The following is a 26,950-nucleotide window of genomic DNA, read 5'->3' as shown; positions in this document are numbered from 1 at the left end:
TCTTCAATAAGAGGAGGCTTTACAATGAGCATGCTGAAAAAGATGGCATGGAGTTTTACTTCCTTCAAAAAAATAAGGTCGCTTCGCTTTGAGCATACGAATAAAACAATTGGCTTTGTGCTGTTTTTAACATTTATTTCTTTGCTGCCTACATTTTTCTTTATGACTTTGACGATTGTAAACGGCTATCATATCGCTACTACAGATCTTCCGAAATCTGTTCCTTCTTTTTCTATTTCAAACTCACAGCTTACGTCAAGTCAACCTTTCACAAAAAAAGCAAACGGTACCGCTTTTATCTTAAACCCCTCACAGTCTATTGAACGGTTTCATTCCCCTGCTCATGCAATTGGTTTTTTAAAGGATGGAATTTACATCACGACTAATTCACAAACACAAACGTATTCATATGAGTTGCTAAACTGGCATCATAAAGATAAAAATGAACTGCTAAACTTGCTGCACGAACAAAAATTTTCTTTATACATACTTGTCCCTATCGCTATGCTTTTACTGTACGTATTAACATCTGGACTAAACTTCCTTTCTATTACCTGCCTTGCTTATCTTGGAAAACTGATTGGACTCATTACTAAAAAGCAGCTTCCTTTCAAGCAGCTATGGGCACTGAGCGCTTATAGTACGGTAGCCTTCACACTGCTTTATACGCTTTTTGAAGCTTTTTCTTTGTCTCTAGCACTACATAGCTCTCTTTACTGGATAGGAACATTCTTCATTTACTTGTTGCTCGTCACAAGGGTTCCTATAAGAAAAAAGGTAAAACCTAATAAAGATGCTGGGACAAACGTATTTTAGTTGAAGGAAAATCCAAACGAGGAATCTAGATTCTTGATAGAGAATCCAACTCGTTCGGATTTTTTTATTGATATGGTGAACGCAGGTTTCATGTATGCGGCTGCTTCTAGCTGGTGGTTGGAGTGATTTAGTTAAGTCTCGGCCTCTTTATTTCGGTACAACTTTTCTTCTTCCCATTGCAGAAGAAAGAATTTTCAACTGATACAAAACCCACAAACCTCCTGCTGTGAGCAGAATAAAGCTATAAACAAACATCAGCCTTTCAGCATGCATCCACACTTCAAAAACAACAGGTCCCAACGCTACTCCTAAAAATCTCACCGTTCCATAAATTGATACAATAAACCCTCTTTCTTCGTCTGAAGCCGCTGAAGTAATCATCATATTAATACACGGAAGAACAAATCCTAAGCCGCCAAAGGCGACTGTCAAACAAAACATCAGCACAGGAAGCGTATAAATAATCGTTAATACTCCAAACATCAGGAATAAAAGAGTTATCCCTACTATCATTAATTTTTTCATGAGCTCTAGATCTGTTTTGATGCGTTGACCGGTTCAGTAAGAAACGAGCGTCATCGCACCAAGAGGAAATAAAAAAGCGGTTCCTTTAAAAAAACCGTCTATATGATACGTTTCCTCTATTAGAAAAGATAAGTAATATAAAATGCCAAATAATAAAAACAACCCTAATCCCCCGACAAAGAATAAAGGAAAAAGCGATTTTCTTTTATCATAGACAATCCCAATGGCTTTCTTTAAATATTCTTGAACAGATACTGAATCCGAACCTATTTTCCCTTCTCTCACATACATCACTATACCTACTAAAGCAGCACCTGCAGCTAAAGGATAGACAAAAAACGCGGCATACCATACGACGAGTGCTGCCGATGCTCCAATTATCGGTGCAACCACTTTTCCAACTCCGTTATACACTTCTAAAATCCCGAGGACTTTTGCTCTTTTTTCCCCTGTAAATACATCTCCAGTTAATGCCATTGCCAACGTTGTAGTACCTGCAGCTCCAATCCCTTGAATGACTCTGCCTGCCATCAACACAGCAAAGCTTCCAGAAGAGAATGAAGCACTACTAGCAGCGATGACACTACCTATTATCATCATGACGAGTGAATATATGATTAACTTTTTACGCCCATACCGGTCTGATAAAATCCCTACAGCAGGGATACACAATGCGGCTGGAATCGAAAATGCACTCAGTATCAAACTGGTTTGAACTCCGTTTAAATGAAGTGACTTTTGAATGCTTGGCAGCAGAGGAATGAGCATGGAATTTCCCAGCACCATGATTAAAGGCAATAAGCCTAATGAAACAATCATTAATTTTTCTTTCAATTTTCGTTCTCCAATCATATTTAAGTAAGACAAGCATAGACTTTACACATAAGCAAAAGAATGAAGGAGGAGCATAATGAAAAAGCTATGTGCATTAGCCGCTTTCGCTTTTATCGGATATATTTGTCACTACGACATTAAATACGGGACCATTCCCACTGCTACTGAAGCAGTTCAAGTCAGCAAAGCGCAGCCTGCAGAAACAAAAGCCGCCAGCTCTTCTTCCACCTATACAAAAATAAAAATTAAGCCAGGCGATACAGTTTTGTCCGTCATTGAGGAGCTTACAAAAAAATCGATACCGGTTTCTATGAACCAAATGATTACAGACTTCAAAAAGTTAAATAACGGTACAGCGCCTGAGGATATTCAAATTGGAAAAACGTATAAGTTCCCTATTTACAAGTAATGACAGCATTCTTCTTGTCAAGATGGGATAGTCATTGTTAAAATAGCTAAGGTAGTACTTTCTACTAGTTATTTTGTTCATAAAGAGTTATTCTATTAATGAATTCAAATTCTTGATTTCATTTTGAAGGAGAGATTATCACGTGAGTGAAATTATACATCGTACAAAAACACGCCCGGTTAAAGTTGGAGATTTAACAATCGGAGGCAGCAACGAGTTAGTTATTCAAAGTATGACAACCACTAAGACACATGATGTTGAAGCAACGGTTGCAGAAATTAAACGTTTAGAAGAAGCAGGATGCCAAGTTGTTCGTGTTGCTTGTCCAGACGAGCGCGCAGCAGATGCAATCCCTGAAATTAAAAAACGCATTAACATTCCATTAGTTGTGGATATTCATTTTGACTACCGCTTAGCATTAAAAGCAATTGAAGGCGGAGCGGATAAAATCCGTATCAACCCTGGTAATATAGGTCGCCGTGAAAAAGTGGAAGCTGTTGTAAATGCTGCAAAAGCTAAAAATATTCCAATTCGTATTGGAGTTAACGCTGGTTCACTTGAAAAACGTATTTTAGATAAATACGGCTATCCGACAGCAGATGGCATGGTAGAAAGTGCACTTCATCACATTAAAATTTTAGAAGACCTTGATTTCCATGACATCATCGTGTCAATGAAAGCATCGGATGTTAACTTGGCAATTGAAGCTTATGAAAAAGCTGCTCAAGCATTTGACTACCCTCTTCACTTAGGAATTACAGAATCGGGTACATTATTTGCAGGAACTGTAAAAAGTGCAGCAGGTCTTGGCGCTATTTTATCTAAAGGAATCGGAAATACATTACGTATTTCTTTAAGTGCGGATCCTGTAGAAGAAGTAAAAGTTGCGCGCGAATTGCTAAAATCATTCGGTTTAGCTTCCAATGCTGCAACTCTTATTTCTTGCCCAACTTGCGGACGTATTGAAATTGATTTAATTAGCATTGCTAATGAAGTTGAAGAGTATATTTCAACTGTAAAAGCACCGATTAAAGTAGCGGTACTTGGCTGCGCTGTAAACGGTCCTGGTGAAGCTCGTGAAGCTGATATCGGGATTGCAGGAGCACGCGGTGAAGGTCTACTATTCCGCAAAGGCGAAATCGTACGCAAAGTTCCTGAAGAAACAATGGTTGAGGAACTAAAAAAAGAAATTGATAAAATTGCTGCTGAATATCACGCAAAGCAAGAAGCTGAAAAAGCTGCAGCTAAATCATAACCCCAAAAAAAGCGAGGCGCATATGCGCCTCGCTTTTTTTTTATGAAAAGAACGGTAATATAAACGTACCGACAATAATCGATACAACTCCGATCCCTATTGCCCATGCTCCTAGCGTAAGTGCTCCTTTTCTGCGTGCGATAAACCCTAGAATAATCCCAGCGGCACCAAGAATAATTGGTAAAAAGAATAGTGAAAGAATCGAAAGCACGAGTGCGAAACGACCGTATCCCGTTCCTTCTCCTCGTCCAGCGACTTCATGATTGCGATTGCGATCAATATCTATAACTTCACGCTCTGCATGAGGCTCTCCTACTCGGTAAGGAACGCCCACTTCAGCTGCAGTTTCTTCCATGAAATCAGCTTCATATACATCTTTTCTACGCCTTTGTTCTTCATTCTCCATGCTTAATCCCTCGCTTTCGTAAATAAGGAGCATTTATAGTATCTGAATGCGAGGGAAAATTATAAGTGTCAATCTTATACAGCTGCTCACTCTCTTACAAGAAATAGGTACAGACGCAATCACCAGGCCATGCAGTGATCATTACGTTTTGCCAAAGGCGTATAAAAAGTATTACTGTTTCTGTTTGGGCTTTATGTTACACTAGACAAGAATAATCAAGCACCTAAGTAGAATAAACGTATTAAAGGAGTGCACGTAGTTGACGAAAAAGTTTGGAATTGACATTGATGGAACTGTTACTTCTCCTGAAACTTTTGTTCCTCATTTAAATAAAGCCTTTAACTTAAATTTAACACTTGAAGACATTACAGAATATGATTTCAGCCCTTTTGTAAATGTATCACCTGCTGAACTCGGGAAATGGTTTAAAGCAAATGAACGCTCTATTTACGAAACCTCTCCACTTGCAGACGATGCAAAAGCGGTTTTGCAAAAATGGCATCAAAAGCACGAATTATTCTTTATTAGTGCAAGGCACGATAAGCTATTGGACGTCACGGAAGAATGGTTTCAAAAAAATGAACTATCGTTTCATCACATTGAGTTAGTCGGATCTCATTTTAAAGTCGAGACAGCAAAACGATATGATGTTGATATCTTTTTTGAAGACAAACATGATAATGCTTGTGAAATCAGTGAAGAATGCAATATCCCCGTTATCTTATTTGATACTCCTTATAATCGCTTACCTGTTCCAAAAGGAGTGGTTCGCGTATACAATTGGCTAGAAGCAGATCAGTGGGTAGCCAGCTGGTTAAAAGAACAGCAAAAATAAAAAGAGAGGTGCATAACGCCCTCTCTTTTTTATTGATTACATTCTATACATTGACCGTAAATTTCAAATTTATGGCCTGTAATATTGTATCCTCGCAAATCCTCGTCTACATACTCCATCGGACAAGCTTCAATTTCTTTTGTTTTTCCACAATCTAAACAAATGAAGTGGTGATGATGATGGGCGGTTGCACATTTAAATCGAAAGTGCTTTTCGCTCGAAAGCTCTGTCATTTCAAGTACGCCTAACTCCACAAACAATGATAAATTACGGTAGATTGTATCAAAACTCAGACCAGGATAATCAGGCTTCATGTATTCTAATACATCTTTTGCCGTTAAGTACTTATTTGATTTTGAAAACAGGGCAAGCATTTCTTCACGTTTTCCTGTATGTTTATATCCTTGATCTTTTAATAAATGAATGGCTTCAGTTAAATTCATTTTTGTTTCCCCTTCCGTCCTTTATTAATCATAATAGATATGATTAAAATAACAACAGCAATGACAACAATTGTACCGCCTGGTGCTAAATCCAAGTAGTACGCTGAAAATAATCCGCCTAAAACAGATATTTCACCAAAAATCACCGAAAGCAAAATCGTTTGTTTAAAGCCTCTAGCTAAGCGAATGCTTGCTGCTACAGGAAGAGTCATAAGAGATGACACTAATAAGATACCGACGATACGCATCGATACAGCAATGACAAGAGCAACCATCACAATAAATAAAAAGTGCATCCACTTCGATTTAATCCCAGAAGCAGAAGCGTGCTCCTCGTCAAAAGATAAAATAAACAATTCTTTATATAAGAAAAAGACAATAGCTATAACAAATACGGCTATAACAACAACTGTCCAAAGATCCGAACGACTCACCGCACTTACGCTTCCAAACAAATAATTCATTAAATCATTATTAAAACCGTCCGCTAGCGAGATACAAATTGCACTAATACCAATTCCGCCCGATAAAATAATCGGAATGGCCAGCTCTTGGTAATGCTTGTAGACGCTTCGAAGTTTTTCAATGAAAAGAGCGCCTGTAACGGAAGATACCATCCCTAAATAGACGGGGTTCACTCCTTGCATAAACCCTATTTTCTGACTAAGAAGCAAGCTCGCAGAAATCCCCGCTAGCGTCACGTGACTTAACGCGTCTGCAATTAAAGAAAGACGTCTTACTACGATGAACGTGCCCAATAAAGGAGCTAAGACGCCAATAATCATACCGGTTAAAAATGCATTTCGTAAAAACTCAAATTGAAATAAACTGCTTATCATACGTGCTGCCCTCCATGATGATGATCATGGGTTAACACATGAACATTATGACCATAAAACATAGATACGTCATGTTCACAAAGCTGTTCGAATTCTTTGGCATTCCCATGAAAGTGTAGAAATTTATTTAAACAAGCAACGTGGGTTACTTTTTCTGAGACAGTGCCAATATCGTGAGTGACAAGCACGAGCGTAATTCCTTTTTCCTTATTTAACTTTTCAAGAAGCTCATAAAAAGTGTACACATTTTGTGCATCCACTCCGACTGTTGGCTCATCTAAAATTAACAGCTCGGGTTCACTTACAAGCGCGCGTGCAATAAAAATTCGCTGCTGCTGACCACCGGATAGTTCTCCTATGTTTCGATTTAAAAATTCGCTCATCCCCACTGCTTCTACCGCTTCTTTCACTTTTTGTTTATGAGAAGCATTCATAAAGCGAAACAAACCTAATTTTGAAGTAAGACCCGTGGAAACCACTTCAAAAACGGTAGCAGGAAAGCCGCTGTTGAAACTATTCGCTTTTTGCGATACATATCCAATTTTACTTCGTTCTTTAAACCTTCTCTGATCTTTTCCAAATAAACGAATTGCACCTTGAGATGGTTTTTGCAAACCAAGCAAACATTTGATTAGCGTTGATTTCCCAGAACCATTTGGACCAACGAGACCCAAAAAAGCTCCTTTCGGAATTGAAAAACTTATATCTTCTAATACATTCACTCCATCATATTGAAATGATAAATGATCAATTTCAATGATATCAGGTGTATTCATATGCGCCTCACCATTCTTTTTTTTATATTTCTCCATACAAAAGAGGGCACGGTTTCTATCGTATACTCCGTTACCCATTTACTTTCTCAGAATCATTACGATTTAGTCATTAATGTAGTATACAGGATTGTCTTTTATTTGTAAACTAAGCCGTTTCACTCCTTCGCTTTCTTGCCTCTGTAAGTTCATCCGACTCAAAATGTTGTTTTATTACACAATATAGTCACATCTTTCTTTTTTATTCATAAACTGTATATGACGAGGAGGTAATCATATGAAAATTGTACAGCAGATTGTCAATAAGAAAGTAAACAACATTACCCCGAAAGAGCTTTTAAAGTATAGCAAACAATACAACATCCCCATTACAGATCAGCAGGCACATACCCTTGTATCCGTCATTAGACAGCAGCCCGTAAATATTTATAACCTTGAAGAGCGCCGAAATTTAATCAAACAAATTGCTCAAGTAACAGATCGTGAAACTGCCAGACGAGTGAATGAATTATTTCAGCAGTTGATGTAAAAGAAGAGGTCATGTCTATAGACATGACCTCTTTCAACCACATATGAAATTACATAAGCTTTTGTTTTACCTCTGAATCAAAGCTTTGTGCACGAATCATATCAATTTCCAACTGATATGGCGCTTTTTTATTTTTCTTATCTTCTCCTACATAAGGAGTTTCTAGAATTTTAGGAACTTCTGTAAACGCTGGGTGATGAACAATATAATTCAGTGCACCAAATCCGATTTCACCAAATCCAATATTTTCATGGCGGTCTTTTCGAGCACCGCATACATTTTTACTATCATTGATGTGAAGCACTTTAATTCGCTGTATTCCTACGGTTTTGTCAAATTCATTTAATACACCGTCAAAGTCTTGAACGATATCATAACCAGCATCATGTACGTGACATGTGTCAAAACAAACAGAGAGCTTTTCATTGTGCGTCACGCCATCAATAATTTGGGCAATTTCTTCAAAGCTTCTTCCACACTCTGTTCCTTTTCCAGCCATTGTCTCAAGCGCAATTTGAACTTCTTGATCAGCTGTCAACACTTCGTTTAGACCTTTGATAATTTGCTGAATACCGGCATCTGCTCCAGCACCCACGTGAGCTCCTGGGTGAAGAACAATTTGCTTTGCGCCAAGAGCATGGGTGCGCTGAATTTCAGACGTTAAGAAATCTACTCCAAGCTCAAATGTTTCGGGCTTTGTTGTATTTCCTAGATTAATGATATAGGGAGCATGTACAACAATATCTGTCATTCCATGCTCTTTCATATGCAAAAGACCAGCTTCAATATTAAGCTCTTCAATCTTTTTGCGACGAGTATTTTGTGGAGCGCCTGTATAGATCATAAACGTATTTGCTCCGTAAGAAGCTGCCTCTTCACTTGCTCCTAAAAGCATCTTTTTGCCGCTCATCGATACGTGAGAACCAATTTTCAACATTCCTTTTTACACCTCTAACCTATTGCGATTAACGATTGTTGCGTCTTTCACTACGCTTTTTCTTTTGCACATACTTTGTAATTTCACGAGCACGTTTTTTCTTGTAGCCAGGCTTTACTTTCTTCGGCTTTTGAATAAAGCGATGTGCCTCTTCTCCCACTTCATCCGCTTTCTTCACACGCTTTTTACGGCGGTTACGGTCATCGATGGAAACCCATTCTTGCTTTTGAAGATCTTTGTTTACAAACTCGATTCCCATTTTCTCCAGCTTATTTACTGCATCTTCATCTTCCACATCGAAGATTGTAGCAGCAATGCCAGAATGACCGGCACGAGCTGTACGTCCTACGCGGTGAATGTAGAAATCTAGATCTGAAGGAAGCTCAAAGTTAATGACGTGTGAAATTCCTTCAATATCAATACCGCGAGCTGCTAAATCTGTCGCTACTACGTATTGAAATTCTAAATTATTAATTTGCTTCATCATTTTCTTACGGTCACGAGGAGATAAGTCTCCGTGAATTCTTCCTACCTTTAAGCCTTTAGACAGTAGGTCATCTGCTACTTCGTCCGCCATTTTCTTTGTATTTGTAAAGACGATAGCTAAATAAGGATTATACGAAATAAGCATATCATGCAGCAGCTTAAACTTGTTACGATGACGCAGTGGAACTAATACATGCTCTAATTTAGCTGCTGCTGCTTGCTTCGGCGAAACATGCGTAAATTTTGGATTTTCCATGTATTTTTTTAAGAATGGCTTTAATTTTTCAGGAATAGTTGCCGAAAAAACAAGCATCTGTAATTTTTCAGGCATGTTGCTTGCCAAACGGTCCACATCTTCTAAAAATCCCATATCAAGCATTAAATCAGCTTCGTCTACTACTAACGCCTTTGTTGTATACACAACTAACGCTTTTTCATTTACTAAATCAAACAAACGAGCCGGTGTTCCTACAACAACTTGAGGCTGCTTCTTTAATTTGTCGATTGTACGCTGCTTATCTGTACCGCCGATAAAACATTTTGCTGAAATTTCTTCTCCTTCAGCACTGTGTTTTGTTAGCTTTAATACTTCTTGATAAATTTGAGAAGCAAGCTCACGAGTTGGAGCGGTGATCACAACTTGTACTTCTTCTTTTTTAGGGTCTACCTTTTCAAGTAAAGGCAATAAATAAGCGTGTGTTTTGCCGGTCCCTGTTTGCGACTGACCAATTACACTTTCCCCTTTTAAAACGGAAGGAATTAAGCGCTCCTGAATCTCTGTAGGCTGATAAAAACCTAATTGTTTAATTGCTTCTATTAAAAATGGTTGAAACTCAAAACGTTCAAAGTTTGTTTTTTCCATAATAGTCTCCTTTTTTACATTCACGTTCATCTTTTAAGGCACAATATATGATTATAATCGATTTTTCCTTCTGTGACTACTTCTCATTCATATTACTAAAACTTATTACCTGTTTCAAAAACATTTTATCGCGAGTTGCATACGATAGTAAAAGAAAATCTACTTTACTAAAGGAGGTGCGTCCTTTGCTACAGCGAAGACCACCATTTCCACCCGGTATGCAAAGAAGAATGATGCCAGGAATGCCACCACAAAACGGCTTTGGGCAACAACCTGGTAACTTTGGCCAATTTAATCCATTACAGCAGTTTCGTAACTTTGCCCAGCAAACAAATGCTCAACAATCATTTTACCCGAATCAGCAAGGCCTGAACCGTGGAGGAGGTAACTTCTTAACTCGCCTATTCCGAAGAGGCGGAAATAGAAACATACCATTTCAACAAGCGGCTGCAGCTGCTCCTCGAGGTTCTTTGTTTTCTGGACTTTCAGGAGCCCAAGGTGCTGCAGGAGCGACTAACTCTTCTTCCCTGCTTGGAGGTTTGCAAGGATTAACGAACCCTGCTAACTTGAGCTCCATGATGGGGAATGTTCAGCGAGTACTAAAAGCAGCGGAAACGATGGGACCTATGATTCAACAATACGGACCTCTTGTCAAAAATGCTCCTTCTCTATGGAAAATCTATCAGGCCTTGCGCTCAAGTGATGACACAGATGAAGTACTCGAAGCAGAAGGAACAGAGGTTTCTGAAACGGATGAAAGTAAAGACAGTAAGGTTTTATCAGCAGGCGCAGAAAGCACGGATTCATCCGATGATGAGCTGGATTTCTTTGAAGAAGAAATTGAACATTCATCCAGAGATCGGGTGTCTAAACCAAAACTTTATATTTGATAAATCTGCTGATTCCTTAAGGAAATACAGTGAGCAAAAAAAGAATATCTTTGTATTCTTCCTTCCTCTTTTATATAATAGAAGCGAGTTGAATTGCTCGTCAGGATTATGATGAGGAGGAAATTGAAATGAAAGTTATTAAAATTGCACCACGCGGCTATTGTTATGGTGTAGTAGACGCAATGGTCATTGCACGAAACGCCGCTTTAGATAAATCATTGCCTCGACCAATCTATATCTTAGGAATGATTGTTCATAATAAACACGTTACAGATGCGTTTGAAGAGGACGGCATTATCACACTGGACGGTGCTAATCGCCTGGAAATCTTAGACCAAATAAATGAAGGAACCGTTATTTTTACTGCGCACGGAGTATCTCCAGAAGTAAAAGAACGAGCAAAAGAAAAAGGCTTAACAACAATCGATGCTACATGTCCGGATGTTACAAAAACCCATGACCTTATTCGCCAAAAAGAAAAAGAAGGCTATGACGTTATTTATATCGGAAAACGAAATCATCCTGAGCCAGAAGGTGCACTTGGTATCGCGCCAGATATCGTTCATTTAATTGAAAAAGCAGAAGACGTAGCCCATTTAAATATTCAACGTGAGAAAATCATTGTAACAAATCAGACAACAATGAGTCAGTGGGACGTTGCAGAAGTAATGGAAAAGGTAAAAGAAAAATATCCGCACGCTGAAGTTCACAAGGAAATTTGTTTAGCTACACAAGTTCGCCAAGAAGCTGTAGCCGAGCAAGCAGGTGAAGCAGATGTTACAATTGTAGTAGGAGATCCTAAAAGTAACAATTCAAACCGTTTAGCTCAAGTATCAATGGAGATTGCCGGCACTGAGGCATATCGTATCGGTGACATCTCAGAACTTCAGATCGAATGGTTGATGAACGCGAAAACCGTAGCTGTTACGGCAGGCGCATCTACCCCTACTCCAATCACAAAAGAGGTCATCAATTTTCTAGATCAGTTTGATCCGGAAGATGAAACAACATGGACACGTGAAAAAAGCGTGCCTCTTTCAAAGATTTTACCAAAAGTTCGAACAAAAAAATCGTCTTAATAGACGCAAAAGAAGGTGTTGACATTCGTCAACACCTTCTTTTTTTGTTACATAAACGTAAATGGGTTTGTGTCTACTTTTGAATCAAATACTTCACACTCAAAGTTTTTCGCATCAAAAAGACTGTTTAATACACGCGTTACACCTTGTCTCATAACTTTTTCAACATGATGACCAGGATCTACAACGTTTAAGCCCATTGCCATTGCATCATGCGCAACGTGGAAATACAAATCACCTGTTACATAGGCATCTGCTCCGCTAAATTTTGCGTTTGTAATATATTTGTTTCCATCTCCACCAAGAACAGCTACTTTTTTCACTGTGGCATCCATAGCCCCTACTACTCTAACACCGTCCACATCCAATGCTTGTTTAACATGAGCGGCAAACTGTTTTAACGTCATCTCTTCTTTTAACTTACCAATTCGTCCAAGTCCAAGCGGCTCGCCCGTTTGTTCCACTGGATAAATGTCATAGGCTACTTCTTCGTAAGGATGAGCACTGAGCATGGCACGAATAATTTTATTTTGTTGACCCGCTTCAAAAATAGTTTCAACTTTTGTTTCATTTACACGTTCTAACTCTCCTTTTGAACCAATGTATGGATTGGCTTCTGAAGAAGGTTTAAATGTGCCTTCCCCTTCAGTTGAAAACGTACAGTCGCTGTAAAGACCCACATGTCCAGCTCCCGCATCACAAATAGCTGTGCGCACTGCTTCAGCATGATTTGAAGGAACAAATACAGCAAGCTTTTTCAGCTGAATAGACGTTGTTGGAACCAGCACTTTTGTCTCTTGTAGCCCCAATGCTTCGGCCAACAAGTCATTTACTCCACCTTTAGCTATATCTAAGTTTGTATGAGCAGCATATACAGCAATATCATGTTTGATGCATTTCTCTAAAATACGCCCTTCAGGACGATCTGTAACCACTTGTTTTAGAGGTCTAAAAATAGGAGGATGATGAGCAATAATTAAATCCACTTGTTTTTCAATCGCTTCGTCTACGACCGTTTCAAGAACATCTAACGTTACCATTACTTTTTTTACAGGCTTGTTTAACGTTCCAATCTGTAAACCAATTTTATCTCCTTCAACCGCTAAATGCTTGGGAGAAAATGATTCAAATGCTTCAATTACTTGAAATCCGTTAGGGATTTTACTCATTTTAACGCCTCCTCAATTAATGAGATGTCTTGGGTAAGTTTTTGAAGTTTTGCTTTGCTTTCCTCGGACTGAGCCTGCTCCATTTGGCTGACAATTTGTTTAAGATGATTTAGTTCATACGTCCACTTTGTCGTAAAAGCAGAAGAGCGCTTTTCTTTTAAAATAGGGCCCATTAACACACCGGCTTCCACTTCACCGTTATAAGGAGCTAAGGCGTTTCCAGGTTCAGCGACGATGACTTCATACATACGACCGTCTTCTTCGATGATTTTTTCATCAATGATTTCCCAGTTGTGTTGAATCAGCCAGCTGCGAATATGATGTGAACCAATATTCGGCTGAAGTACAAGTCTTTTTACTCCTTCTAGTTTCGCCTTTCCTTCTTCTAAAATCATCGTAATAAGCGTTCCGCCCATTCCGCAGATTGTAATACAGTCTACTTCATTCGGTGATATTACTTCTAGGCCGTTTCCTTTTCGAACGTCAATAACGTCTGTTAAGCTTGTTTTTTTCACCTGCTGAATAGCAGATTGAAGAGGCCCTTCTGTAATTTCTCCTGCTACGGCACCGCTAATATATCCATTTAAATAAGCAAAACACGGCAAGTATGCATGATCTGAGCCAATGTCTGCTATCTTTGCTCCCAAAGGAATCGACTTTACTACTTCTTCAAGTCTTGTTGATAAGTTTAATTCATTCATTTTGTCACCTATTCTCTATGTGATTACTGTTCATTATTTTAACATAGATAGCTGCATGATTCCTATTTCTCTTCATGTTTTCCTTTTAGCTGAATGCTTATAAAAAACCATAAAAAAAAAGCCTGCTTTATAAATGAGCGGCTTTCCAGAAAATCATGTTTCTGAACTCTATTTAATTTCTGATACCCATTTAGCCATTTCCTTCGCTTTTTCCGGAGGAACCAGCCCGGCCGGCATGTTTCCTTTACCGTTTACAACAATATCTGCAATTTCGTCTTGAGAAACTTTTTTCCCAATTCCTTTTAACGAAGGACCTACTCCACCTTGATACTGATCACCGTGACAACCAATACAAGTTTTTTGGTAAATTTCTTCTGGTTTAGCTGAAGCCTGCTGTTCCGCGCCACCGCCTTCTTTTTCAGCCGCGATTTCTTTTGCATTGTTCAATCCGTTGAACGAAAGCGTTAACATTAAAGCAATCCCAATTACCGCAATTAATAAAAATGGTATTAGCGGATTTCGCTTCACTCACTATACCCCCTTTATGTATTCCCATCCCTAGAAATAACAAAATAGTATAAGCACTTTTATTTTACTTGAAAATGCTCATAAGTGAAAGGGTTTTATTTACATAATTAACTAATTTCTTATTGCGTATCTTAACAGCCAATTTGCCTTGCAATAACCGAGCGCTGAATTTCTGAAGTTCCTTCTCCAATTTCTAAAAGCTTGGCATCTCGTAAATACCGCTCCACGTGATACTCCTTCATGTAGCCGTATCCTCCATGAATCTGAACAGCTTGACTGGCTACTTCCATACAAATTTCAGAAGCATACAGTTTACACATAGCAGCTTCTTTCGTAAATGGCTTTCCTTGGTCTTTTAACCACGCTGCTTTATACACCATATTTCTTGCTAACTCAATTTTCATCGCCATATCAGCTAATTTAAACTGAATCGCTTGAAACGATGAAATAGCTTTACCAAATTGCTTTCTTTCCTGCGCATATGACAGTGCTTTTTCATAGGCTGCTTGAGCGATTCCAACGGCCATTGCGCCAATTCCAATTCTTCCCCCGTCAAGCGTCATTAGAAATTGTTTAAAGCCTTCTCCTCTTACACCGAGTAAATTCTCTTCAGGCACTTCAACATCCTCTAAAACGAGTTCAGTTGTATTTGAAGCATGTAGACCCATTTTCTCGTAATTGTCTATTACAGTAAAACCTCGAGCTTCTGTAGGCACGATAATAGCTGAAATTTCTTTTTTACCTTCTGTACGATTTGTAACAGCCGTTAAAGCTAAAAATTTTGCATAGCTGGCATTCGTAATATAGCATTTACTTCCATTAATCATAAATGTTCCATCCTTCAACACTGCTTCGGTCTCGGTTCCTCCCGCGTCACTTCCTGCGTTCGGTTCGGTTAAACCAAACGCTCCAAAAGATTGCCCGGAGCATAAAGCAGGTAGGTACTGTTCTTTTTGCTCTTTTGTTCCGAATAAGTAAATAGGTGCCCCCCCGAGCGAAACATGAGCTGAGTATGTAATTCCTGTAGAGCCACAAGCTTTACTTAATTCCTCTACGACAATAGCAAAACTAACCGTATCTGCTCCTCCGCCTCCATACTCTTCAGGAAAAGGAAGACCCATTACACCAAGCTCACTTAACTTTTTAAAAACATCAAGCGGAAATTGCTTACTTCGATCGCGCTCTAGTGCATTCGGTGCTACTTCCGCTTCTGAAAACTCTCTGAGCGTCCGTTGAATCATCTTTTGTTCATTGGTTAATTCAAAATTCATTTTTATTCCCCCTAAAAAAAATGTATACGCTTACATTATTTAATTATAATTCATTTTTGTAAATTTTCTCAACTTTTAAAACGTTTTAATTTTTTCATGTTATAATAGAGAAGTACTAATCAAAGCATGAATAAAATGATAGCGATTCCATTTTTCGGATGTTTAAAAGGAATTTGAACAGCTTATGCTCTGTAACAAAAGAATATAAAGGAGCATTTGCAAAACGAAGGACAATTCAGTAAAATATATGAAAGAAGAAAAGTTGGTAAAAAAATCAATATACTTCTTCAAAATGCGTTTTTATGAAATTTATTCCATAAAAAATAGATAGCCCCTTTCCTCTAGGAAAGAAGCTATCTCATAAGCGTTATTTACGCTTTTATCTATTCTAAGAAATCTTTTAAACGTTTGCTTCGGCTAGGGTGACGAAGCTTACGAAGCGCTTTAGCTTCAATTTGACGAATACGCTCACGCGTTACGCCAAATACTTTCCCTACTTCTTCAAGCGTACGCGTACGTCCATCGTCCAGACCAAAGCGGAGTCTAAGAACATTTTCTTCGCGATCTGTTAACGTATCAAGGACGTCTTCTAACTGCTCTTTTAATAATTCATATGCAGCATGTTCAGAAGGTGATGTTGCATCCTGGTCTTCAATGAAGTCACCTAAATGTGAATCATCTTCCTCACCAATTGGTGTTTCAAGGGAAACCGGCTCTTGAGCAATTTTTAAGATTTCACGAACTTTTTCTGGTGTTAAGTCCATATCTTCTGCAATTTCTTCAGGAGATGGTTCGCGACCTAAATCTTGTAGAAGCTGACGTTGAACACGAATTAGCTTGTTAATCGTTTCAACCATATGAACGGGAATACGAATCGTTCTTGCTTGGTCAGCAATTGCACGAGTAATAGCTTGACGAATCCACCATGTCGCATACGTACTGAATTTATAACCTTTGCGATAATCAAATTTTTCTACCGCTTTAATAAGACCCATGTTTCCTTCTTGAATTAAATCAAGAAACAGCATACCGCGCCCGACATAGCGTTTAGCGATACTTACAACAAGACGTAAGTTTGCTTCAGCAAGACGACGTTTCGCTTCTTCATCGCCTTCTTCAATACGTTTTGCTAAATTGATTTCTTCCTCTGCTGACAATAAGTCAACGCGTCCGATTTCTTTTAAGTACATACGAACTGGATCATTAATTTTCACACCAGGAGGTACACTTAAATCATTTAAATCAAACTCTTCTTCTTTTGACAGTTCTTGAATATCGGGATCGGCATCGTCATCATTTGCTTCAGATTCACTCATTACTTCAACACCTTGTTCTCCAAGGTATTCATAATATTCATCCATTTGATCGGATTCAATTTCGAAGTTCGCCATACGCTCTGCAATTTCTTCGTATGTGAGCACACCACGTTTTTTTCCGATTTCGGTCAATTGATCTTTTACTTGTTCAATTGTTAAATCTGAATCAAGTTGTTTTGATTGAGCTGATTTTTCAGCCATCAGATCCCCTCCTTCCAAAATTTTAAGGAAAACCTTCTAAAAGTGGGACTAATACGCAATATCGTTTATTTTAACGTTTTTTTTAACTGTAAAATTTCCATTGCTATTGTCGCAGCTTTTAAATAATCTTTTTGACGCTCTGCTTCTTGCTTTTCTGCTTCTTTTTTTTCTATCGCTACTCTTTGTGGGTAAATCAATATCGTTTGGATATAATCATTCAAAGCTTGCTCCGACAATTCATCATTGATTGACATCATCGCCAATTCTGAAGCTAGACTAGACAACGAAGACTCGGGCAACCGTTCGATAAATCCGCTCGGATTAGGCTCGTGTCCTTCCTCGTAATAAGCATACAAATATAGAACAAGCGCACGATGTTCCTCGACATTGAACTGACCTTGAAGTCGGTCTTGAATTCTAAATGCTACATCCTTATCTTTCAACATATGAGCGATCAAAAAACGTTCTGCATTTTGATAAGCCGGTAATAAGCTTCTCTTTACGACTGGTTGTCTATTTATATTATTTCGATTTGGAGAATCATTATCCTTTTTCTTTTTTTCAGTTCGATACACTTGATACTGCTGTTCTTTAAGCGCATCTAATGAAATGGAAAACTCTTGTGCCAATTGGCGTAAATAATGATCTCGCTCTACAGCTTTCGTAAGGAGGCTTATTTCTTTCAAAACGTCTTCAATGTATTGCATACGTTCAGATTCATTTTGTAGATTTCGTTTTCGGCGGAGATACCTCATTTGAAATGCCATAAAGGTCAAGCTGCTATTAATAACATCATTTTGAAACTTCTCTGCCCCGTATTCTTTAATATAATCATCCGGGTCATAACCATCCGGCATCACAGCAATCTTAACGGTACAACCCACATTTGTTAAGATAGCAGTTGCTTTGTGCGCTGCTTCAATTCCAGCAGAATCTGCATCATAGCAAATGATAACGGACTCTACATTTCGGCGAATAATCTTGGCTTGTTCTTCTGTTAAGGCAGTTCCCATTGTTGCAATTGCGTTCGGGCACCCCGCTTTAACAGCCGAAATAACATCTGCAAATCCTTCAAATAAAATAACCTGCTGATTTTTGCGTATATGTTTTTTAGCGCGGTGAAAGTTGTAGAGTGTGCGACTTTTGTTAAAAATAGAAGTTTCGGGACTGTTTAAATATTTAGGCTGCCCTTTTATCTCTTTTAGTAGACGCCCTGAAAATGCAATTGTTTTGCCTTGCAAGTCAGCAATAGGAAACATAATTCGATCACGAAAACGATCAAAGTACGTTTCATCTTGGTTGCGTTTAATGATTAAACCTGCATGTTCCATCTCTTGCGGATTAAACCCACGTTTTGTTAAGAACTTACTTACAAATTCCCACGAATCTAAAGCAAAACCTATCTCAAATTCATCGATAATTTCTCGTGAAAACCCTCGATTTATTAAATAATCATAAGCATCTTGGCCTTCTTTTGTATTTACCAATAAATGATGGTAAAATTTCTTTAAAAGCTCGTGTGCTTCAATCATTTTATTGCTAGGCTTTTGATTATCTTCTTCATGAGGATGTATCTCATGTTCGAAAGGAATATCTCCTTTTTCAGCAAGCTGCTGAGCTGCTTCCGTGAAGGACAGTCCTTCTAATTCCATTATGAATGAAAATGAATTCCCTCCTGCACCGCATCCAAAGCAATGATAAATTTGTTTATCAGGCGATACTGAAAAAGACGGTGTGCTTTCCCCATGAAACGGACAGAGTCCAAAATAATTGCGCCCTTGTTTTTTTAGTTGTACATAATCGCTTATGACGTCGACAATATCTACTGAATGCCGAATACGGTCGATTACTTCATCAGGAATTCGATTTGCCATAGTAACAGCTCCGTATTTCATATAATATTCTTCACTAAGTGCTAAATTCCTGCAAGTTTCGACAACATTTTTTCAAAAGCTTGAATGAAATGCTGGCGATCTTCTTCACTAAATGCCTTTGGGCCTTTAGTATGACGGCCTGACCGTCGCTCTTTTGCAGAAACATAACGAAAGAAAAGCACCGTATTCATTTCGTCGTCATTATAGTACTTTCCACGAGGAGACAGTGCGTAAACCCCTCGACTTACTAACATGCTTGCTAAGCCAGTATCTTGAGTTACGACAATATCCTGCTTGACTGCGTGATTTAAAATATATAAATCTGCGGCTTCCTTTTCTGCATCCACATAGACCCATTTTCCTGGTGTAGGATTTGTTTGCATGTGAGCATAGGAAGCAACAAACACAAGATCGATGTCATATGTATGTGTAAGTTCAACGATTTCTGCTTTAACAGGGCATGCATCAGCATCGACAAAAACTTTACTTTTTCTTTTGCTATAACTCTGTATTCTACATCCCTCCAGAGATTCCTTCTAACAATTTGTTATTTCCTGTAGATGGCATTTGTCGAATACTTTTTTCGATTTTGACTTGACTTTTATATAAATAGTTTATTCGTTCTTAACAAAGTCTAAACCTAAAACTATTCTTTTTTATCACAATTTTTTATTATAATATAAACAACCTATATTTTCTATACCAAAGTCACTTGTTTTTAAAAGTTCTGTCATATTCATCTTTGGGATATTTTCTTAGGCTTACAGCATACAAACATAAGAAAGCAATCTCCTTTATGTCACGCACAGAGGAGATCCATCGTTTATTTCTTTTTGATGGTATTGAGAATGATACCAGCTGTTTCTTCTACGGCTCTGTTGGATACGTCCACCACTTCACAGCCAATCTTATCTACAATCCCTTGGAAAAATTCAAGTTCTTCTTTAATACGGCCAATATTAGCATAAATTGCTTTATCGTTTAGCCCAAGAGACTTTAAACGCTCTTTACGAATATCGTTTAACTTTTCAGGACTAATAGTAAGTCCTATACACTTCTCAGGTGATACGTGAAACAGCTCTTCTGGTGGATCTACCTCAGGTACAATCGGAACATTGGCTACTTTCAAACGCTTGTGTGCTAAAAATTGAGAAAGAGGTGTTTTAGATGTTCTTGATACACCGATTAATACAATATCCGCTCTAAGAATGCCTCTCGGGTCACGCCCATCATCATATTTCACTGCAAATTCAATTGCTTCTACTTTCTTAAAATAATCTTCGTCTAATTTTCTAGCCATTCCAGGCTCATAGCGAGGAGAAAGTTGATAAGAAGATTGAATTTTATCAATTAAAGGTCCAATAATATCAAATACCTCTACCCCGTTCTTGGACGCTTCTTGAATTAAAAATTCTCTCATTTCGGGCTTTACTAGCGTAAAGCCAATAATAGCGTTGTTCATCTTCGCTACTGAAACCACTTCTGAAAGTGTTGCGATGTCCTCTACGTAAGGTACTCTTTTAATTACAAAGTCTGTCATATTGAACTGACTTGATGCAGCCTTTACAACTAGTTCAGCTGTCTCACCTACAGAATCCGAAATGACATAAAGACATGGGTTGTTCATATTTTGTGCATCCCCTTTTTAATCCTTTTTCACTTATAATACTTCATCATTTGCTAATGCTACTAGTAATTTTGTAATATTTGTTTTGGTAATGCGTCCCACCACTTCAAAATTGCCGTCTCCCTCTTTAATAACGGGCATAGCATCAATCTGTTTTTCAATTAAGATCTTAGCAATATCAATTAACAAATCTTCGCGATAGCAATATGTAATGTTGGGCATTCTCGTCATGATAATATGAACAGGAATAGATGTGAGCTCTTGCTTTCCGATACTCGCGCGCAATAAATCTTTACGCGACAGTACCCCCACTAGCTGGGATTTCTCATCCACTACAAAAAGGGTCCCCACGTCTTCTAGAAACATTGTACAAATAGCATCATATACCGACACATTTTCGTTCACAACCACCGGGATAGACTGATATTCTTGCACCTGTATTTTTTTTATTTTATCTGTAAGAAGCTGTGCTCCTGTTTTACCTGTGTAAAAGTAACCTACGCGCGGTCGCGCTTCTAAATAACCAGCCATTGTTAAAATAGCCAAGTCCGGTCTTAGTGTTGCCCGCGTAAGGCTAAGCTGATCTGCAATATGCTCGCCTGTAATAGGGCCTTCGTCTTTGACAATTTGCAAAATTTGTTCTTGTCGTTTGTTCAGTTCGATTGTACTCACCACCTAATCATTAAATGTGACATACTATTTATAAAACATTATATACTTTTTAAGCAAAAGTAAAAGCTATAACTTATTAATTTTAGCATTTTATCTTTTTAGAATGCCGTTTATTTTACCACGGCTTCTCAAAAAAAGCAGGCATTACGCTTACAATAAGCGAAGCTACCCCTTCGCTCCACAGTAAAAAGGGTGTCCCCTACACACTACGAGGCACCCTAGCGACAGCAATTCCTTGCATATCACTGATTATCTTTTCTATTTCTCATCAGACAGCGATTGTTTTAAAGACTCCATCTGATTCAAAAACCGCTTTGTTTTTAAAAACAATCCTGAATATTCTTCGTAATATTGATCAATTACGAACTTTAATTGTTTTTTTGTTTCGGGCTTAACAGAAATAGAACCTAATCGCTTTAAATCAATGTAATAAAATAGCCTTAATAGTTTAACCGTCATCGGACTAATTTTCAAATGATAAGGATCTTTTTCTAAGCATCGATGACAAATAAACCCGCCTTCTCGAATGGAAAAATGAAATGTTCCTTCACCTTGGTGGCAGACTGCGCATTCATTTAATGTAGGATGAAGACCTAGTACGTTTAACATTTTCATTTCATAAATAAATGTTAAGATCTCTGCATCATACTCTTCGTTCATATAATGAATGGTTTGGTGCAGCAGTTCAAATAGAAATGGATTTGGTTTATTGTTCTCAGTAGCTTTATCTGTTAATTCAAGAATATAAGAAGCATACGCTGTTGTGAAGATATCTTCGCGTATGCTTCTCATAGATGAGATAACTTCTCCTTGATGGAGAGTACCCATTCCTGAACCTGCTTGTATAAAAAAGTATCCATACGTAAATAATTGTGTGACGGAAGCTAAGCGACTACTGGGCTTTTTTGCCCCTCTTGCCATGAGACCCACTTTTCCGAGTTCACGTGAATAAATGGTGACAATTTTATTTGATTCACCGTAATCATTCGTTCGAATGACAATTCCTTCACACTTTTTAAACAATCATCATCACCGCCATCTTACAGAAGGCTAAGACAAGGGAGAATTGAGACTTTCGCTGTTGTCCTCATATGTTTCGGGTCTTTCTTTCACTTCATTTTCAAGTTCCTTAAAAATGAGATAAGTATCAATGCTACCTGTTTGTGAAAAAATGTTCCAAGTAAAATTCAACATAGAACTCCCACCTTTCTAACCATAAAGATCAGATACATATTTCAATTCCTTATGTTTAGAATAGCCTTCCGACGTAAAATCATGTAACACAATTTTTTACAAATTACCTTCTTTTATGAAGGGATATAAATCGACGCAAACAAGAACTCAAATGATTAATATTCGTCTTCTCTAAATCCAAAGTCACGGAGATGCGACGCTCGGTTTCGCCAATCTTTTTGCACTTTTACCCATAGTTCTAAAAATACTTTTGAACCTAAAAGGGCTTCAATGTCTGCTCTTGCTTTTCTTCCTACCTCTTTTAACATCTTTCCTTGCTTTCCAATTACGATGCCTTTTTGTGAATCTCTTTCGACGATAATTGTAGCGCCCACGTAAACAGCACCATTATCTCGTCTTTGCATAGAATCCATCACAACGGCAATAGAATGAGGTATTTCTTCCCTCGTTGCATGCAGTACTTTTTCACGAATTAATTCCGTAATAATAAAGCGCTCTGGGTGATCTGTTACTTGATCTGCCGGATAATATTGCGGACCTTCCGGCAATCGCTGCTTAATTTGATCAAGCAAACGCTCCACGTTATTTCCTTGTAAAGCTGAAATTGGCACAATTTCAGCAAAAGGATATAAGTCTTTATAATTCGTGATAATTGAAAACAATTCGTCTGGATGAATTTCATCAATTTTATTAATCACAAGGAAAACAGGCGTTTTTGTATCCTTTAAACGCTCGATAATAAATTCATCGCCTCGACCTAAGCCTTCTGTTGCGTTAATCATAAATAAAATTAAATCTACTTCTTTAAGCGTATTTTGCGCTACCTTCATCATAAAGTCGCCTAATTTATGCTTAGGTTTATGAATTCCTGGTGTATCAATAAACACAATCTGCGCCTGATCTTCCGTGTACACACCCTGAATTTTATTTCTAGTTGTTTGCGGTTTGTCACTCATAATCGCAATTTTTTGACCAATTACTCGGTTCAAAAAAGTTGATTTCCCTACGTTTGGTCTTCCAATAATTGAAACAAAACCTGACTTAAATTCATTATTACTCATGTAAATCCTCCGATGAAAATGCTCCTGGAAGTAATTCTTCCACAGTTAATTCTTGTATGTCATTTTTTAAATTGGTTAATATAACTTTCATTTCTTTTGGACAAAGCTCAGAGATTACTTGTCTGCATGCTCCACACGGAGAAACAGGACGATCAGTATCAGCTACTACAGCAAGTGCTGCATACTCTTTATCTCCTTCTGAATAGGCTTTAAATAAAGCCGTACGCTCAGCACAATTGCACATGCTATAAGCTGCATTTTCAATATTGCAGCCGCGATAAACCTTTCCATCTTTCGTCAATAAAGCTGCACCAACTTTAAATTTTGAATACGGTACATAAGCCATTTCACGAGCTTTTTTTGCCTCATCAATCAGTCCGGTCTTATCCATTTATCCGCTCTCCTTTTGCGCTTCTACATGTCTTTTAACTTGTCCTTTTTTATTATACCACGGGGGTGTAAAGAACCAAAAAGAATCCTTTTTAAAACAAATACTTTAAGAAAATAATTCCTCCTATAAGGACAGCAAAACACGCATAGACCAACACCGCGGCTGCGGCTGCATCTTTTGCGTGTTTTGCTAGTATGTGATATTCAGGAGAAACTAAATCGACAACTTTTTCAACTGCTGTATTCATTAACTCCAAGCTGAACATGCCTGCAATCAGAAGCAGCACAACCATCCATTCACCAGATGTAATTGACAGCACGGCGCCTAAGAAAAGGACGATGAAAGAAGCTACTACGTGAATTTGCATATTTCTCTGTGTTTTACACACATAGATAAACCCTTCTATTGCATAACCAAAGCTACTGACAACTTTAGCTATCCACTTTTTATCGCGAGAGTCCATATTGTTCTAAAATATCTTTTTGACGTGTAAACATCTCTTTTTCATCTTCTGATGTTTCATGGTCATATCCAAGCAAGTGCAAGAAACCGTGAACCGTTAAGAATCCTAGCTCCCTCATAAACGAGTGATTGTATTCTTCTGCTTGCTCATGAGCTTTTGGAATCGAAATGACAATGTCCCCTAGGACTCTTGGCAACTCATCTCCGATAATTTGCATTTCATCTTCGCCCATTTCTTCTAGCGCAAACGATATTACATCCGTTGGCTGATTTTTATGGCGGTATTGATGATTGATTTCTTGAATTCGATCATTATCCACAAATGTAACGGACACTTCTGCATTCTCTTGCAGATTTTCATATATAGCAGCGGCTTCAAGCAGCTTTTCAAGCTCTTTTTGCTGTTCTTCACTTACTTCGTTTGTTTCATCAATAAAATCAATAACTAAACTCATACCTTCACCTTCTCTTTTTTTATCTCTGGATATTCGATTCGGGAATGAAAAATCCCATTTAAAGTTTCACATAGTGCTTGGCGAATTAACTCTAGCTCCTTGAGCGTTACGTTACACTCGCTAAGCTGCTCATCCTGCAAGCGATCTTTAATAATATTTCGCACCAAGTTCTCAATTTTTTCAGGAGTCGGATTGGACATTGACCTTACGGCTGCTTCTACACTATCAGCTATGCAAATAACCGCTGCTTCTTTCGACTGAGGCTTTGGTCCAGGATAGCGATATTCTTTTTCATCAATTTTTTCTTCTGTTTGTTCAAGTGCCTTATGATAGAAAAACTTAAGCAGAGTCGTTCCGTGATGCTGCTCTGCAATATCTACAATCTCTTTTGGAAACTTGTGATTTCGCAAAATGGTAGCTCCATCTGTAGCATGTGCGATTATAATATTTTTACTAGTCTTAGGACTTAGTTTATCATGCGGATTAGTAATATTCATTTGATTTTCAATAAAATACTGCGGTCGCTTCGTTTTACCAATATCGTGGTAATAAGCCCCGACTCTCGCTAATAAACCGTTAGCTCCTATCGTTTCGCACGCCGCTTCAGATAAGTTTGCCACCATTACGCTGTGATGGTATGTTCCAGGTGTTTCGATTAAGATTTTGCGTAATAGCGGATGATTAGGACTCGATAATTCAATCAGCTTCATCGTAGATAAAATGCCAAATCCACTTTCAAAAAACGGAAGCAAACCTATAGTTAAAACGGAAGCGATAACACCAGATGCAATTGACATCATGCTGTAATAGCCAAGCTCTACAGTGCCGATTTGGCCATTTTTAATAAAAATAATAGCAAAGCTGATAATTACGTTTACCATAGCCACAAATAGACCTGCCTGCAAAATCCGTGAACGTCTGTGCTGCCTGCTTAAAAATAAAATAGCAGCAATATTGCTAATTAAAAAGTAGATCCCAATGTTCATATTAAACGAGGTTGTCAATTCACCATTAAAAATAATGCTTCCACAAATAGCAAATACAATGCTTGATAAAATAGCAATGCGTTCATCCATTAAAATTCGAATCAGCAAACCTCCCACCGCAACAGGAGCTAAGAAACCAATTTCCGATAAATCAATTTGCTGAAACAAGCTTAAGATTTTCATGAGGCCAATCGTAATGGTTGCTACCAATACATACAACAGCAAGGGCTGATATGTCTTGGTGTGAAATTCACGCAAATAGTAAATGAGGCCCGCTATCATCATTACAATCAGCAAAGCTAACCCCGCAAAAGGCTGAATAGATCCTTTATTATTCAACAATCCCGCGAGCTGGAGCTGACGATATATATCAGGATTAATAAGCTGATTTTCTTCTACAATAATCTGGCCTTGTTTGATTCGGACAGGCTCCACTTTTTCCACAGCTGCTTGACGGTTTTCAGCTGTTTTTTGTGGATCATAAATCACATTTGGAATGATAGCGAATTTAGCAATTGCATTCATTGAATCCTTTAGGGAATTGCTGACATTGGTGTAAACAAGCTGACTTTCTACTTGATCTTTTTTCTCTTCTACATCGCTAATCTTCACTTGATCTTTCATCACATGATGAACGGCCGTGACTACAGCATCTTTCGCAATCGATAAATCACTGTTAGAAGACTGAAGCAGCTGCTTAATGGTATCCTTTGGCAAGTTTTTTTGAATGTCTTCAGGAAGCTTGTCCTCTAGCATTTTTTGTTTGGTTTTTAATACGGCATCGATACTGTCATCTTCATGATCTTCTTTTTCATATTCTGTATTAACTTCCATCATCGCATCAAAAATAGATGCAACAAGATCGACTTGGTTCTGTGCGTATTCTGTTTTTTGTGTATACACATCTTCAACGGCTTGTTCTGCCTCTGCCCGTTTTTTCTCTGTGCTCTCTTTATCTTCAATGGTAACGGGTGAGTAAATGGTTTGCGGGGAAATAGATAGTAATCTGAGATCTAATTCCTGCGGCTTTACATTGCTATACATAGACGCAAACATCATTACACCTAACAAGGCATATAACCCAATTTGAATTAACCGTAATCGCTCGATCTGTGCCATTGTTT

31 protein-coding genes are annotated in these 26,950 nt (G+C 38.1%); 7 read left to right on the top strand and 24 right to left on the bottom strand.

Going from position 1 to position 26,950, the window contains the following annotated elements:
- The first annotated feature begins 24 nt into the window (after nucleotides 1-24).
- Nucleotides 25-816: a DUF1189 domain-containing protein gene (locus AC4NPH_RS13025; RefSeq protein WP_064472135.1), complete on the top strand. Its 792-nt coding sequence runs from the start codon at nucleotides 25-27 to the stop codon at nucleotides 814-816.
- 147 nt (nucleotides 817-963) lie between these two features.
- Here AC4NPH_RS13025 and AC4NPH_RS13020 read toward each other — a convergent pair whose 3' ends face one another.
- Entirely contained in the window at nucleotides 964-1,341 is a 378-nt protein-coding gene (locus tag AC4NPH_RS13020) for a hypothetical protein (RefSeq protein ID WP_491938784.1), read from the bottom strand.
- Nucleotides 1,342-1,374: 33 nt separating this feature from the next.
- Complete coding sequence (locus AC4NPH_RS13015) at nucleotides 1,375-2,175, bottom strand: MFS transporter (protein ID WP_491938783.1); 801 nt, start codon at nucleotides 2,173-2,175, stop codon at nucleotides 1,375-1,377.
- Nucleotides 2,176-2,251: 76 nt separating this feature from the next.
- On the opposite strand from AC4NPH_RS13015, the gene AC4NPH_RS13010 reads away from it, so the two are divergent.
- Both AC4NPH_RS13010 and ispG read left to right on the top strand, forming a co-directional pair.
- Nucleotides 2,252-2,584 carry a hypothetical protein gene (locus AC4NPH_RS13010; protein WP_013059203.1) on the top strand — a complete coding sequence of 111 codons (333 nt, stop codon included), beginning with the start codon at nucleotides 2,252-2,254 and terminating at the stop codon, nucleotides 2,582-2,584.
- A gap of 151 nt (nucleotides 2,585-2,735) precedes the next feature.
- Entirely contained in the window at nucleotides 2,736-3,839 is a 1,104-nt protein-coding gene (ispG, locus tag AC4NPH_RS13005; RefSeq protein WP_201763664.1) for a flavodoxin-dependent (E)-4-hydroxy-3-methylbut-2-enyl-diphosphate synthase, read from the top strand.
- A 40-nt stretch (nucleotides 3,840-3,879) separates the two neighbouring features.
- On the opposite strand, the gene AC4NPH_RS13000 is transcribed toward ispG, so the two are convergent.
- Nucleotides 3,880-4,245 carry a G protein-coupled receptor family protein gene (locus tag AC4NPH_RS13000; protein ID WP_013059205.1) on the bottom strand — a complete coding sequence of 122 codons (366 nt, stop codon included), beginning with the start codon at nucleotides 4,243-4,245 and terminating at the stop codon, nucleotides 3,880-3,882.
- A 259-nt stretch (nucleotides 4,246-4,504) separates the two neighbouring features.
- On the opposite strand from AC4NPH_RS13000, the gene AC4NPH_RS12995 reads away from it, so the two are divergent.
- Nucleotides 4,505-5,080: a 5' nucleotidase, NT5C type gene (locus tag AC4NPH_RS12995; protein ID WP_013085038.1), complete on the top strand. Its 576-nt coding sequence runs from the start codon at nucleotides 4,505-4,507 to the stop codon at nucleotides 5,078-5,080.
- 29 nt (nucleotides 5,081-5,109) lie between these two features.
- On the opposite strand, the gene AC4NPH_RS12990 is transcribed toward AC4NPH_RS12995, so the two are convergent.
- From AC4NPH_RS12990 to AC4NPH_RS12980, 3 genes are read right to left on the bottom strand one after another with little or no spacing between them, the layout of a single operon-like run.
- The gene (locus AC4NPH_RS12990) at nucleotides 5,110-5,523 is read right to left on the bottom strand and encodes a Fur family transcriptional regulator (protein ID WP_013059207.1); all 414 of its coding nucleotides are present in this window, start codon (nucleotides 5,521-5,523) and stop codon (nucleotides 5,110-5,112) included.
- The gene (locus tag AC4NPH_RS12985; protein WP_013059208.1) at nucleotides 5,520-6,362 is read right to left on the bottom strand and encodes a metal ABC transporter permease; all 843 of its coding nucleotides are present in this window, start codon (nucleotides 6,360-6,362) and stop codon (nucleotides 5,520-5,522) included. The genes AC4NPH_RS12990 and AC4NPH_RS12985 overlap by 4 nt, the downstream gene beginning before the upstream one ends.
- Entirely contained in the window at nucleotides 6,359-7,138 is a 780-nt protein-coding gene (locus AC4NPH_RS12980) for a metal ABC transporter ATP-binding protein (protein WP_013059209.1), read from the bottom strand. The genes AC4NPH_RS12985 and AC4NPH_RS12980 overlap by 4 nt, the downstream gene beginning before the upstream one ends.
- Before the next feature lie 274 nt (nucleotides 7,139-7,412).
- On the opposite strand from AC4NPH_RS12980, the gene AC4NPH_RS12975 reads away from it, so the two are divergent.
- Entirely contained in the window at nucleotides 7,413-7,664 is a 252-nt protein-coding gene (locus AC4NPH_RS12975; protein WP_013059210.1) for a DUF2624 domain-containing protein, read from the top strand.
- 49 nt (nucleotides 7,665-7,713) lie between these two features.
- On the opposite strand, the gene AC4NPH_RS12970 is transcribed toward AC4NPH_RS12975, so the two are convergent.
- Nucleotides 7,714-8,601 (bottom strand): deoxyribonuclease IV, encoded by an 888-nt coding sequence (locus tag AC4NPH_RS12970; protein WP_013059211.1) that lies wholly within the window; start codon nucleotides 8,599-8,601, stop codon nucleotides 7,714-7,716.
- 28 nt (nucleotides 8,602-8,629) lie between these two features.
- Nucleotides 8,630-9,949 (bottom strand): DEAD/DEAH box helicase, encoded by a 1,320-nt coding sequence (locus AC4NPH_RS12965; protein WP_013059212.1) that lies wholly within the window; start codon nucleotides 9,947-9,949, stop codon nucleotides 8,630-8,632.
- Between the two features lie 185 nt (nucleotides 9,950-10,134).
- On the opposite strand from AC4NPH_RS12965, the gene AC4NPH_RS12960 reads away from it, so the two are divergent.
- Together AC4NPH_RS12960 and AC4NPH_RS12955 are read left to right on the top strand one after the other, a co-directional pair.
- On the top strand, nucleotides 10,135-10,839 hold the full coding sequence (locus AC4NPH_RS12960) for a YqfQ family protein (RefSeq protein ID WP_013059213.1): 705 nt from the start codon (nucleotides 10,135-10,137) through the stop codon (nucleotides 10,837-10,839).
- 128 nt (nucleotides 10,840-10,967) lie between these two features.
- A complete protein-coding gene (locus AC4NPH_RS12955; RefSeq protein ID WP_013059214.1) occupies nucleotides 10,968-11,918 on the top strand; it encodes a 4-hydroxy-3-methylbut-2-enyl diphosphate reductase in 951 nt (316 codons plus the stop codon).
- A 47-nt stretch (nucleotides 11,919-11,965) separates the two neighbouring features.
- On the opposite strand, the gene AC4NPH_RS12950 is transcribed toward AC4NPH_RS12955, so the two are convergent.
- The 16 genes from AC4NPH_RS12950 to AC4NPH_RS12875 all read right to left on the bottom strand — a co-directional run bounded on the left by AC4NPH_RS12950 (nucleotide 11,966) and on the right by AC4NPH_RS12875 (nucleotide 26,945).
- Nucleotides 11,966-13,087, bottom strand: coding sequence for a Nif3-like dinuclear metal center hexameric protein (locus AC4NPH_RS12950; RefSeq protein WP_097812602.1), 1,122 nt, complete (start codon nucleotides 13,085-13,087; stop codon nucleotides 11,966-11,968).
- On the bottom strand, nucleotides 13,084-13,788 hold the full coding sequence (locus AC4NPH_RS12945; protein ID WP_098197268.1) for a tRNA (adenine(22)-N(1))-methyltransferase: 705 nt from the start codon (nucleotides 13,786-13,788) through the stop codon (nucleotides 13,084-13,086). Before AC4NPH_RS12945 ends, AC4NPH_RS12950 begins: the two co-directional genes overlap by 4 nt.
- A 168-nt stretch (nucleotides 13,789-13,956) precedes the next feature.
- Complete coding sequence (gene cccA, locus AC4NPH_RS12940) at nucleotides 13,957-14,316, bottom strand: cytochrome c550 (RefSeq protein WP_013085044.1); 360 nt, start codon at nucleotides 14,314-14,316, stop codon at nucleotides 13,957-13,959.
- Nucleotides 14,317-14,447: 131 nt separating this feature from the next.
- Nucleotides 14,448-15,587, bottom strand: a complete 1,140-nt coding sequence (locus tag AC4NPH_RS12935) for an acyl-CoA dehydrogenase family protein (RefSeq protein ID WP_063672696.1) — start codon at nucleotides 15,585-15,587, stop codon at nucleotides 14,448-14,450.
- 383 nt (nucleotides 15,588-15,970) lie between these two features.
- Nucleotides 15,971-17,104 (bottom strand): RNA polymerase sigma factor RpoD, encoded by a 1,134-nt coding sequence (gene rpoD / locus AC4NPH_RS12930; RefSeq protein WP_013059219.1) that lies wholly within the window; start codon nucleotides 17,102-17,104, stop codon nucleotides 15,971-15,973.
- A 65-nt stretch (nucleotides 17,105-17,169) separates the two neighbouring features.
- Nucleotides 17,170-18,978 carry a DNA primase gene (gene dnaG, locus AC4NPH_RS12925; RefSeq protein ID WP_016765586.1) on the bottom strand — a complete coding sequence of 603 codons (1,809 nt, stop codon included), beginning with the start codon at nucleotides 18,976-18,978 and terminating at the stop codon, nucleotides 17,170-17,172.
- A 41-nt stretch (nucleotides 18,979-19,019) separates the two neighbouring features.
- Entirely contained in the window at nucleotides 19,020-19,490 is a 471-nt protein-coding gene (locus AC4NPH_RS12920) for a YaiI/YqxD family protein (protein WP_026106699.1), read from the bottom strand.
- A 311-nt stretch (nucleotides 19,491-19,801) separates the two neighbouring features.
- Nucleotides 19,802-20,605 carry a pyruvate, water dikinase regulatory protein gene (locus tag AC4NPH_RS12915; protein ID WP_013059222.1) on the bottom strand — a complete coding sequence of 268 codons (804 nt, stop codon included), beginning with the start codon at nucleotides 20,603-20,605 and terminating at the stop codon, nucleotides 19,802-19,804.
- 33 nt (nucleotides 20,606-20,638) lie between these two features.
- Nucleotides 20,639-21,277 (bottom strand): transcriptional regulator CcpN, encoded by a 639-nt coding sequence (gene ccpN, locus AC4NPH_RS12910; protein ID WP_025750542.1) that lies wholly within the window; start codon nucleotides 21,275-21,277, stop codon nucleotides 20,639-20,641.
- A gap of 258 nt (nucleotides 21,278-21,535) precedes the next feature.
- Nucleotides 21,536-22,300, bottom strand: a complete 765-nt coding sequence (gene recO / locus AC4NPH_RS12905) for a DNA repair protein RecO (RefSeq protein WP_013059224.1) — start codon at nucleotides 22,298-22,300, stop codon at nucleotides 21,536-21,538.
- Between the two features lie 27 nt (nucleotides 22,301-22,327).
- The gene (locus AC4NPH_RS12900) at nucleotides 22,328-22,471 is read right to left on the bottom strand and encodes a YqzL family protein (RefSeq protein WP_014458193.1); all 144 of its coding nucleotides are present in this window, start codon (nucleotides 22,469-22,471) and stop codon (nucleotides 22,328-22,330) included.
- 155 nt (nucleotides 22,472-22,626) lie between these two features.
- Nucleotides 22,627-23,532: a GTPase Era gene (era, locus tag AC4NPH_RS12895; RefSeq protein WP_013059225.1), complete on the bottom strand. Its 906-nt coding sequence runs from the start codon at nucleotides 23,530-23,532 to the stop codon at nucleotides 22,627-22,629.
- On the bottom strand, nucleotides 23,525-23,923 hold the full coding sequence (locus AC4NPH_RS12890; RefSeq protein ID WP_013059226.1) for a cytidine deaminase: 399 nt from the start codon (nucleotides 23,921-23,923) through the stop codon (nucleotides 23,525-23,527). The genes era and AC4NPH_RS12890 overlap by 8 nt, the downstream gene beginning before the upstream one ends.
- A 91-nt stretch (nucleotides 23,924-24,014) precedes the next feature.
- The gene (locus AC4NPH_RS12885; protein ID WP_029320167.1) at nucleotides 24,015-24,386 is read right to left on the bottom strand and encodes a diacylglycerol kinase family protein; all 372 of its coding nucleotides are present in this window, start codon (nucleotides 24,384-24,386) and stop codon (nucleotides 24,015-24,017) included.
- Nucleotides 24,370-24,840: an rRNA maturation RNase YbeY gene (gene ybeY / locus AC4NPH_RS12880; RefSeq protein WP_013059228.1), complete on the bottom strand. Its 471-nt coding sequence runs from the start codon at nucleotides 24,838-24,840 to the stop codon at nucleotides 24,370-24,372. The genes AC4NPH_RS12885 and ybeY overlap by 17 nt, the downstream gene beginning before the upstream one ends.
- Nucleotides 24,837-26,945 (bottom strand): HD family phosphohydrolase, encoded by a 2,109-nt coding sequence (locus AC4NPH_RS12875; RefSeq protein WP_371399883.1) that lies wholly within the window; start codon nucleotides 26,943-26,945, stop codon nucleotides 24,837-24,839. Before AC4NPH_RS12875 ends, ybeY begins: the two co-directional genes overlap by 4 nt.
- Nucleotides 26,946-26,950: the final 5 nt, after the last annotated feature.

The sequence above is a fragment of the Priestia sp. MDV22-iso46 genome (assembly GCF_058629175.1).
The sequence above is the reverse complement of the archived record's forward strand: the minus strand, read 5'-3'. Positions and strand labels throughout refer to the sequence as shown.

Bases quoted from the DNA above. Each gene is read 5' to 3' on its own strand.
- AC4NPH_RS13025 (WP_064472135.1), top strand. From the start codon at position 25: ATGAGCATGCTGAAAAAGATGGCATGGAGTTTTACTTCCTTCAAAAAA.
- AC4NPH_RS13020 (WP_491938784.1), bottom strand. From the start codon at position 1,341: ATGAAAAAATTAATGATAGTAGGGATAACTCTTTTATTCCTGATGTTT.
- AC4NPH_RS13010 (WP_013059203.1), top strand. From the start codon at position 2,252: ATGAAAAAGCTATGTGCATTAGCCGCTTTCGCTTTTATCGGATATATT.
- AC4NPH_RS13000 (WP_013059205.1), bottom strand. From the start codon at position 4,245: ATGGAGAATGAAGAACAAAGGCGTAGAAAAGATGTATATGAAGCTGAT.
- AC4NPH_RS12990 (WP_013059207.1), bottom strand. From the start codon at position 5,523: ATGAATTTAACTGAAGCCATTCATTTATTAAAAGATCAAGGATATAAA.
- AC4NPH_RS12985 (WP_013059208.1), bottom strand. From the start codon at position 6,362: ATGATAAGCAGTTTATTTCAATTTGAGTTTTTACGAAATGCATTTTTA.
- AC4NPH_RS12980 (WP_013059209.1), bottom strand. From the start codon at position 7,138: ATGAATACACCTGATATCATTGAAATTGATCATTTATCATTTCAATAT.
- AC4NPH_RS12975 (WP_013059210.1), top strand. From the start codon at position 7,413: ATGAAAATTGTACAGCAGATTGTCAATAAGAAAGTAAACAACATTACC.
- AC4NPH_RS12970 (WP_013059211.1), bottom strand. From the start codon at position 8,601: ATGTTGAAAATTGGTTCTCACGTATCGATGAGCGGCAAAAAGATGCTT.
- AC4NPH_RS12965 (WP_013059212.1), bottom strand. From the start codon at position 9,949: ATGGAAAAAACAAACTTTGAACGTTTTGAGTTTCAACCATTTTTAATA.
- AC4NPH_RS12955 (WP_013059214.1), top strand. From the start codon at position 10,968: ATGAAAGTTATTAAAATTGCACCACGCGGCTATTGTTATGGTGTAGTA.
- AC4NPH_RS12950 (WP_097812602.1), bottom strand. From the start codon at position 13,087: ATGAGTAAAATCCCTAACGGATTTCAAGTAATTGAAGCATTTGAATCA.
- AC4NPH_RS12945 (WP_098197268.1), bottom strand. From the start codon at position 13,788: ATGAATGAATTAAACTTATCAACAAGACTTGAAGAAGTAGTAAAGTCG.
- AC4NPH_RS12935 (WP_063672696.1), bottom strand. From the start codon at position 15,587: ATGAATTTTGAATTAACCAATGAACAAAAGATGATTCAACGGACGCTC.
- rpoD (WP_013059219.1), bottom strand. From the start codon at position 17,104: ATGGCTGAAAAATCAGCTCAATCAAAACAACTTGATTCAGATTTAACA.
- dnaG (WP_016765586.1), bottom strand. From the start codon at position 18,978: ATGGCAAATCGAATTCCTGATGAAGTAATCGACCGTATTCGGCATTCA.
- AC4NPH_RS12915 (WP_013059222.1), bottom strand. From the start codon at position 20,605: ATGAACAACCCATGTCTTTATGTCATTTCGGATTCTGTAGGTGAGACA.
- AC4NPH_RS12900 (WP_014458193.1), bottom strand. From the start codon at position 22,471: ATGTTGAATTTTACTTGGAACATTTTTTCACAAACAGGTAGCATTGAT.
- era (WP_013059225.1), bottom strand. From the start codon at position 23,532: ATGAGTAATAATGAATTTAAGTCAGGTTTTGTTTCAATTATTGGAAGA.
- AC4NPH_RS12890 (WP_013059226.1), bottom strand. From the start codon at position 23,923: ATGGATAAGACCGGACTGATTGATGAGGCAAAAAAAGCTCGTGAAATG.
- AC4NPH_RS12885 (WP_029320167.1), bottom strand. From the start codon at position 24,386: ATGGACTCTCGCGATAAAAAGTGGATAGCTAAAGTTGTCAGTAGCTTT.
- ybeY (WP_013059228.1), bottom strand. From the start codon at position 24,840: ATGAGTTTAGTTATTGATTTTATTGATGAAACAAACGAAGTAAGTGAA.
- AC4NPH_RS12875 (WP_371399883.1), bottom strand. From the start codon at position 26,945: ATGGCACAGATCGAGCGATTACGGTTAATTCAAATTGGGTTATATGCC.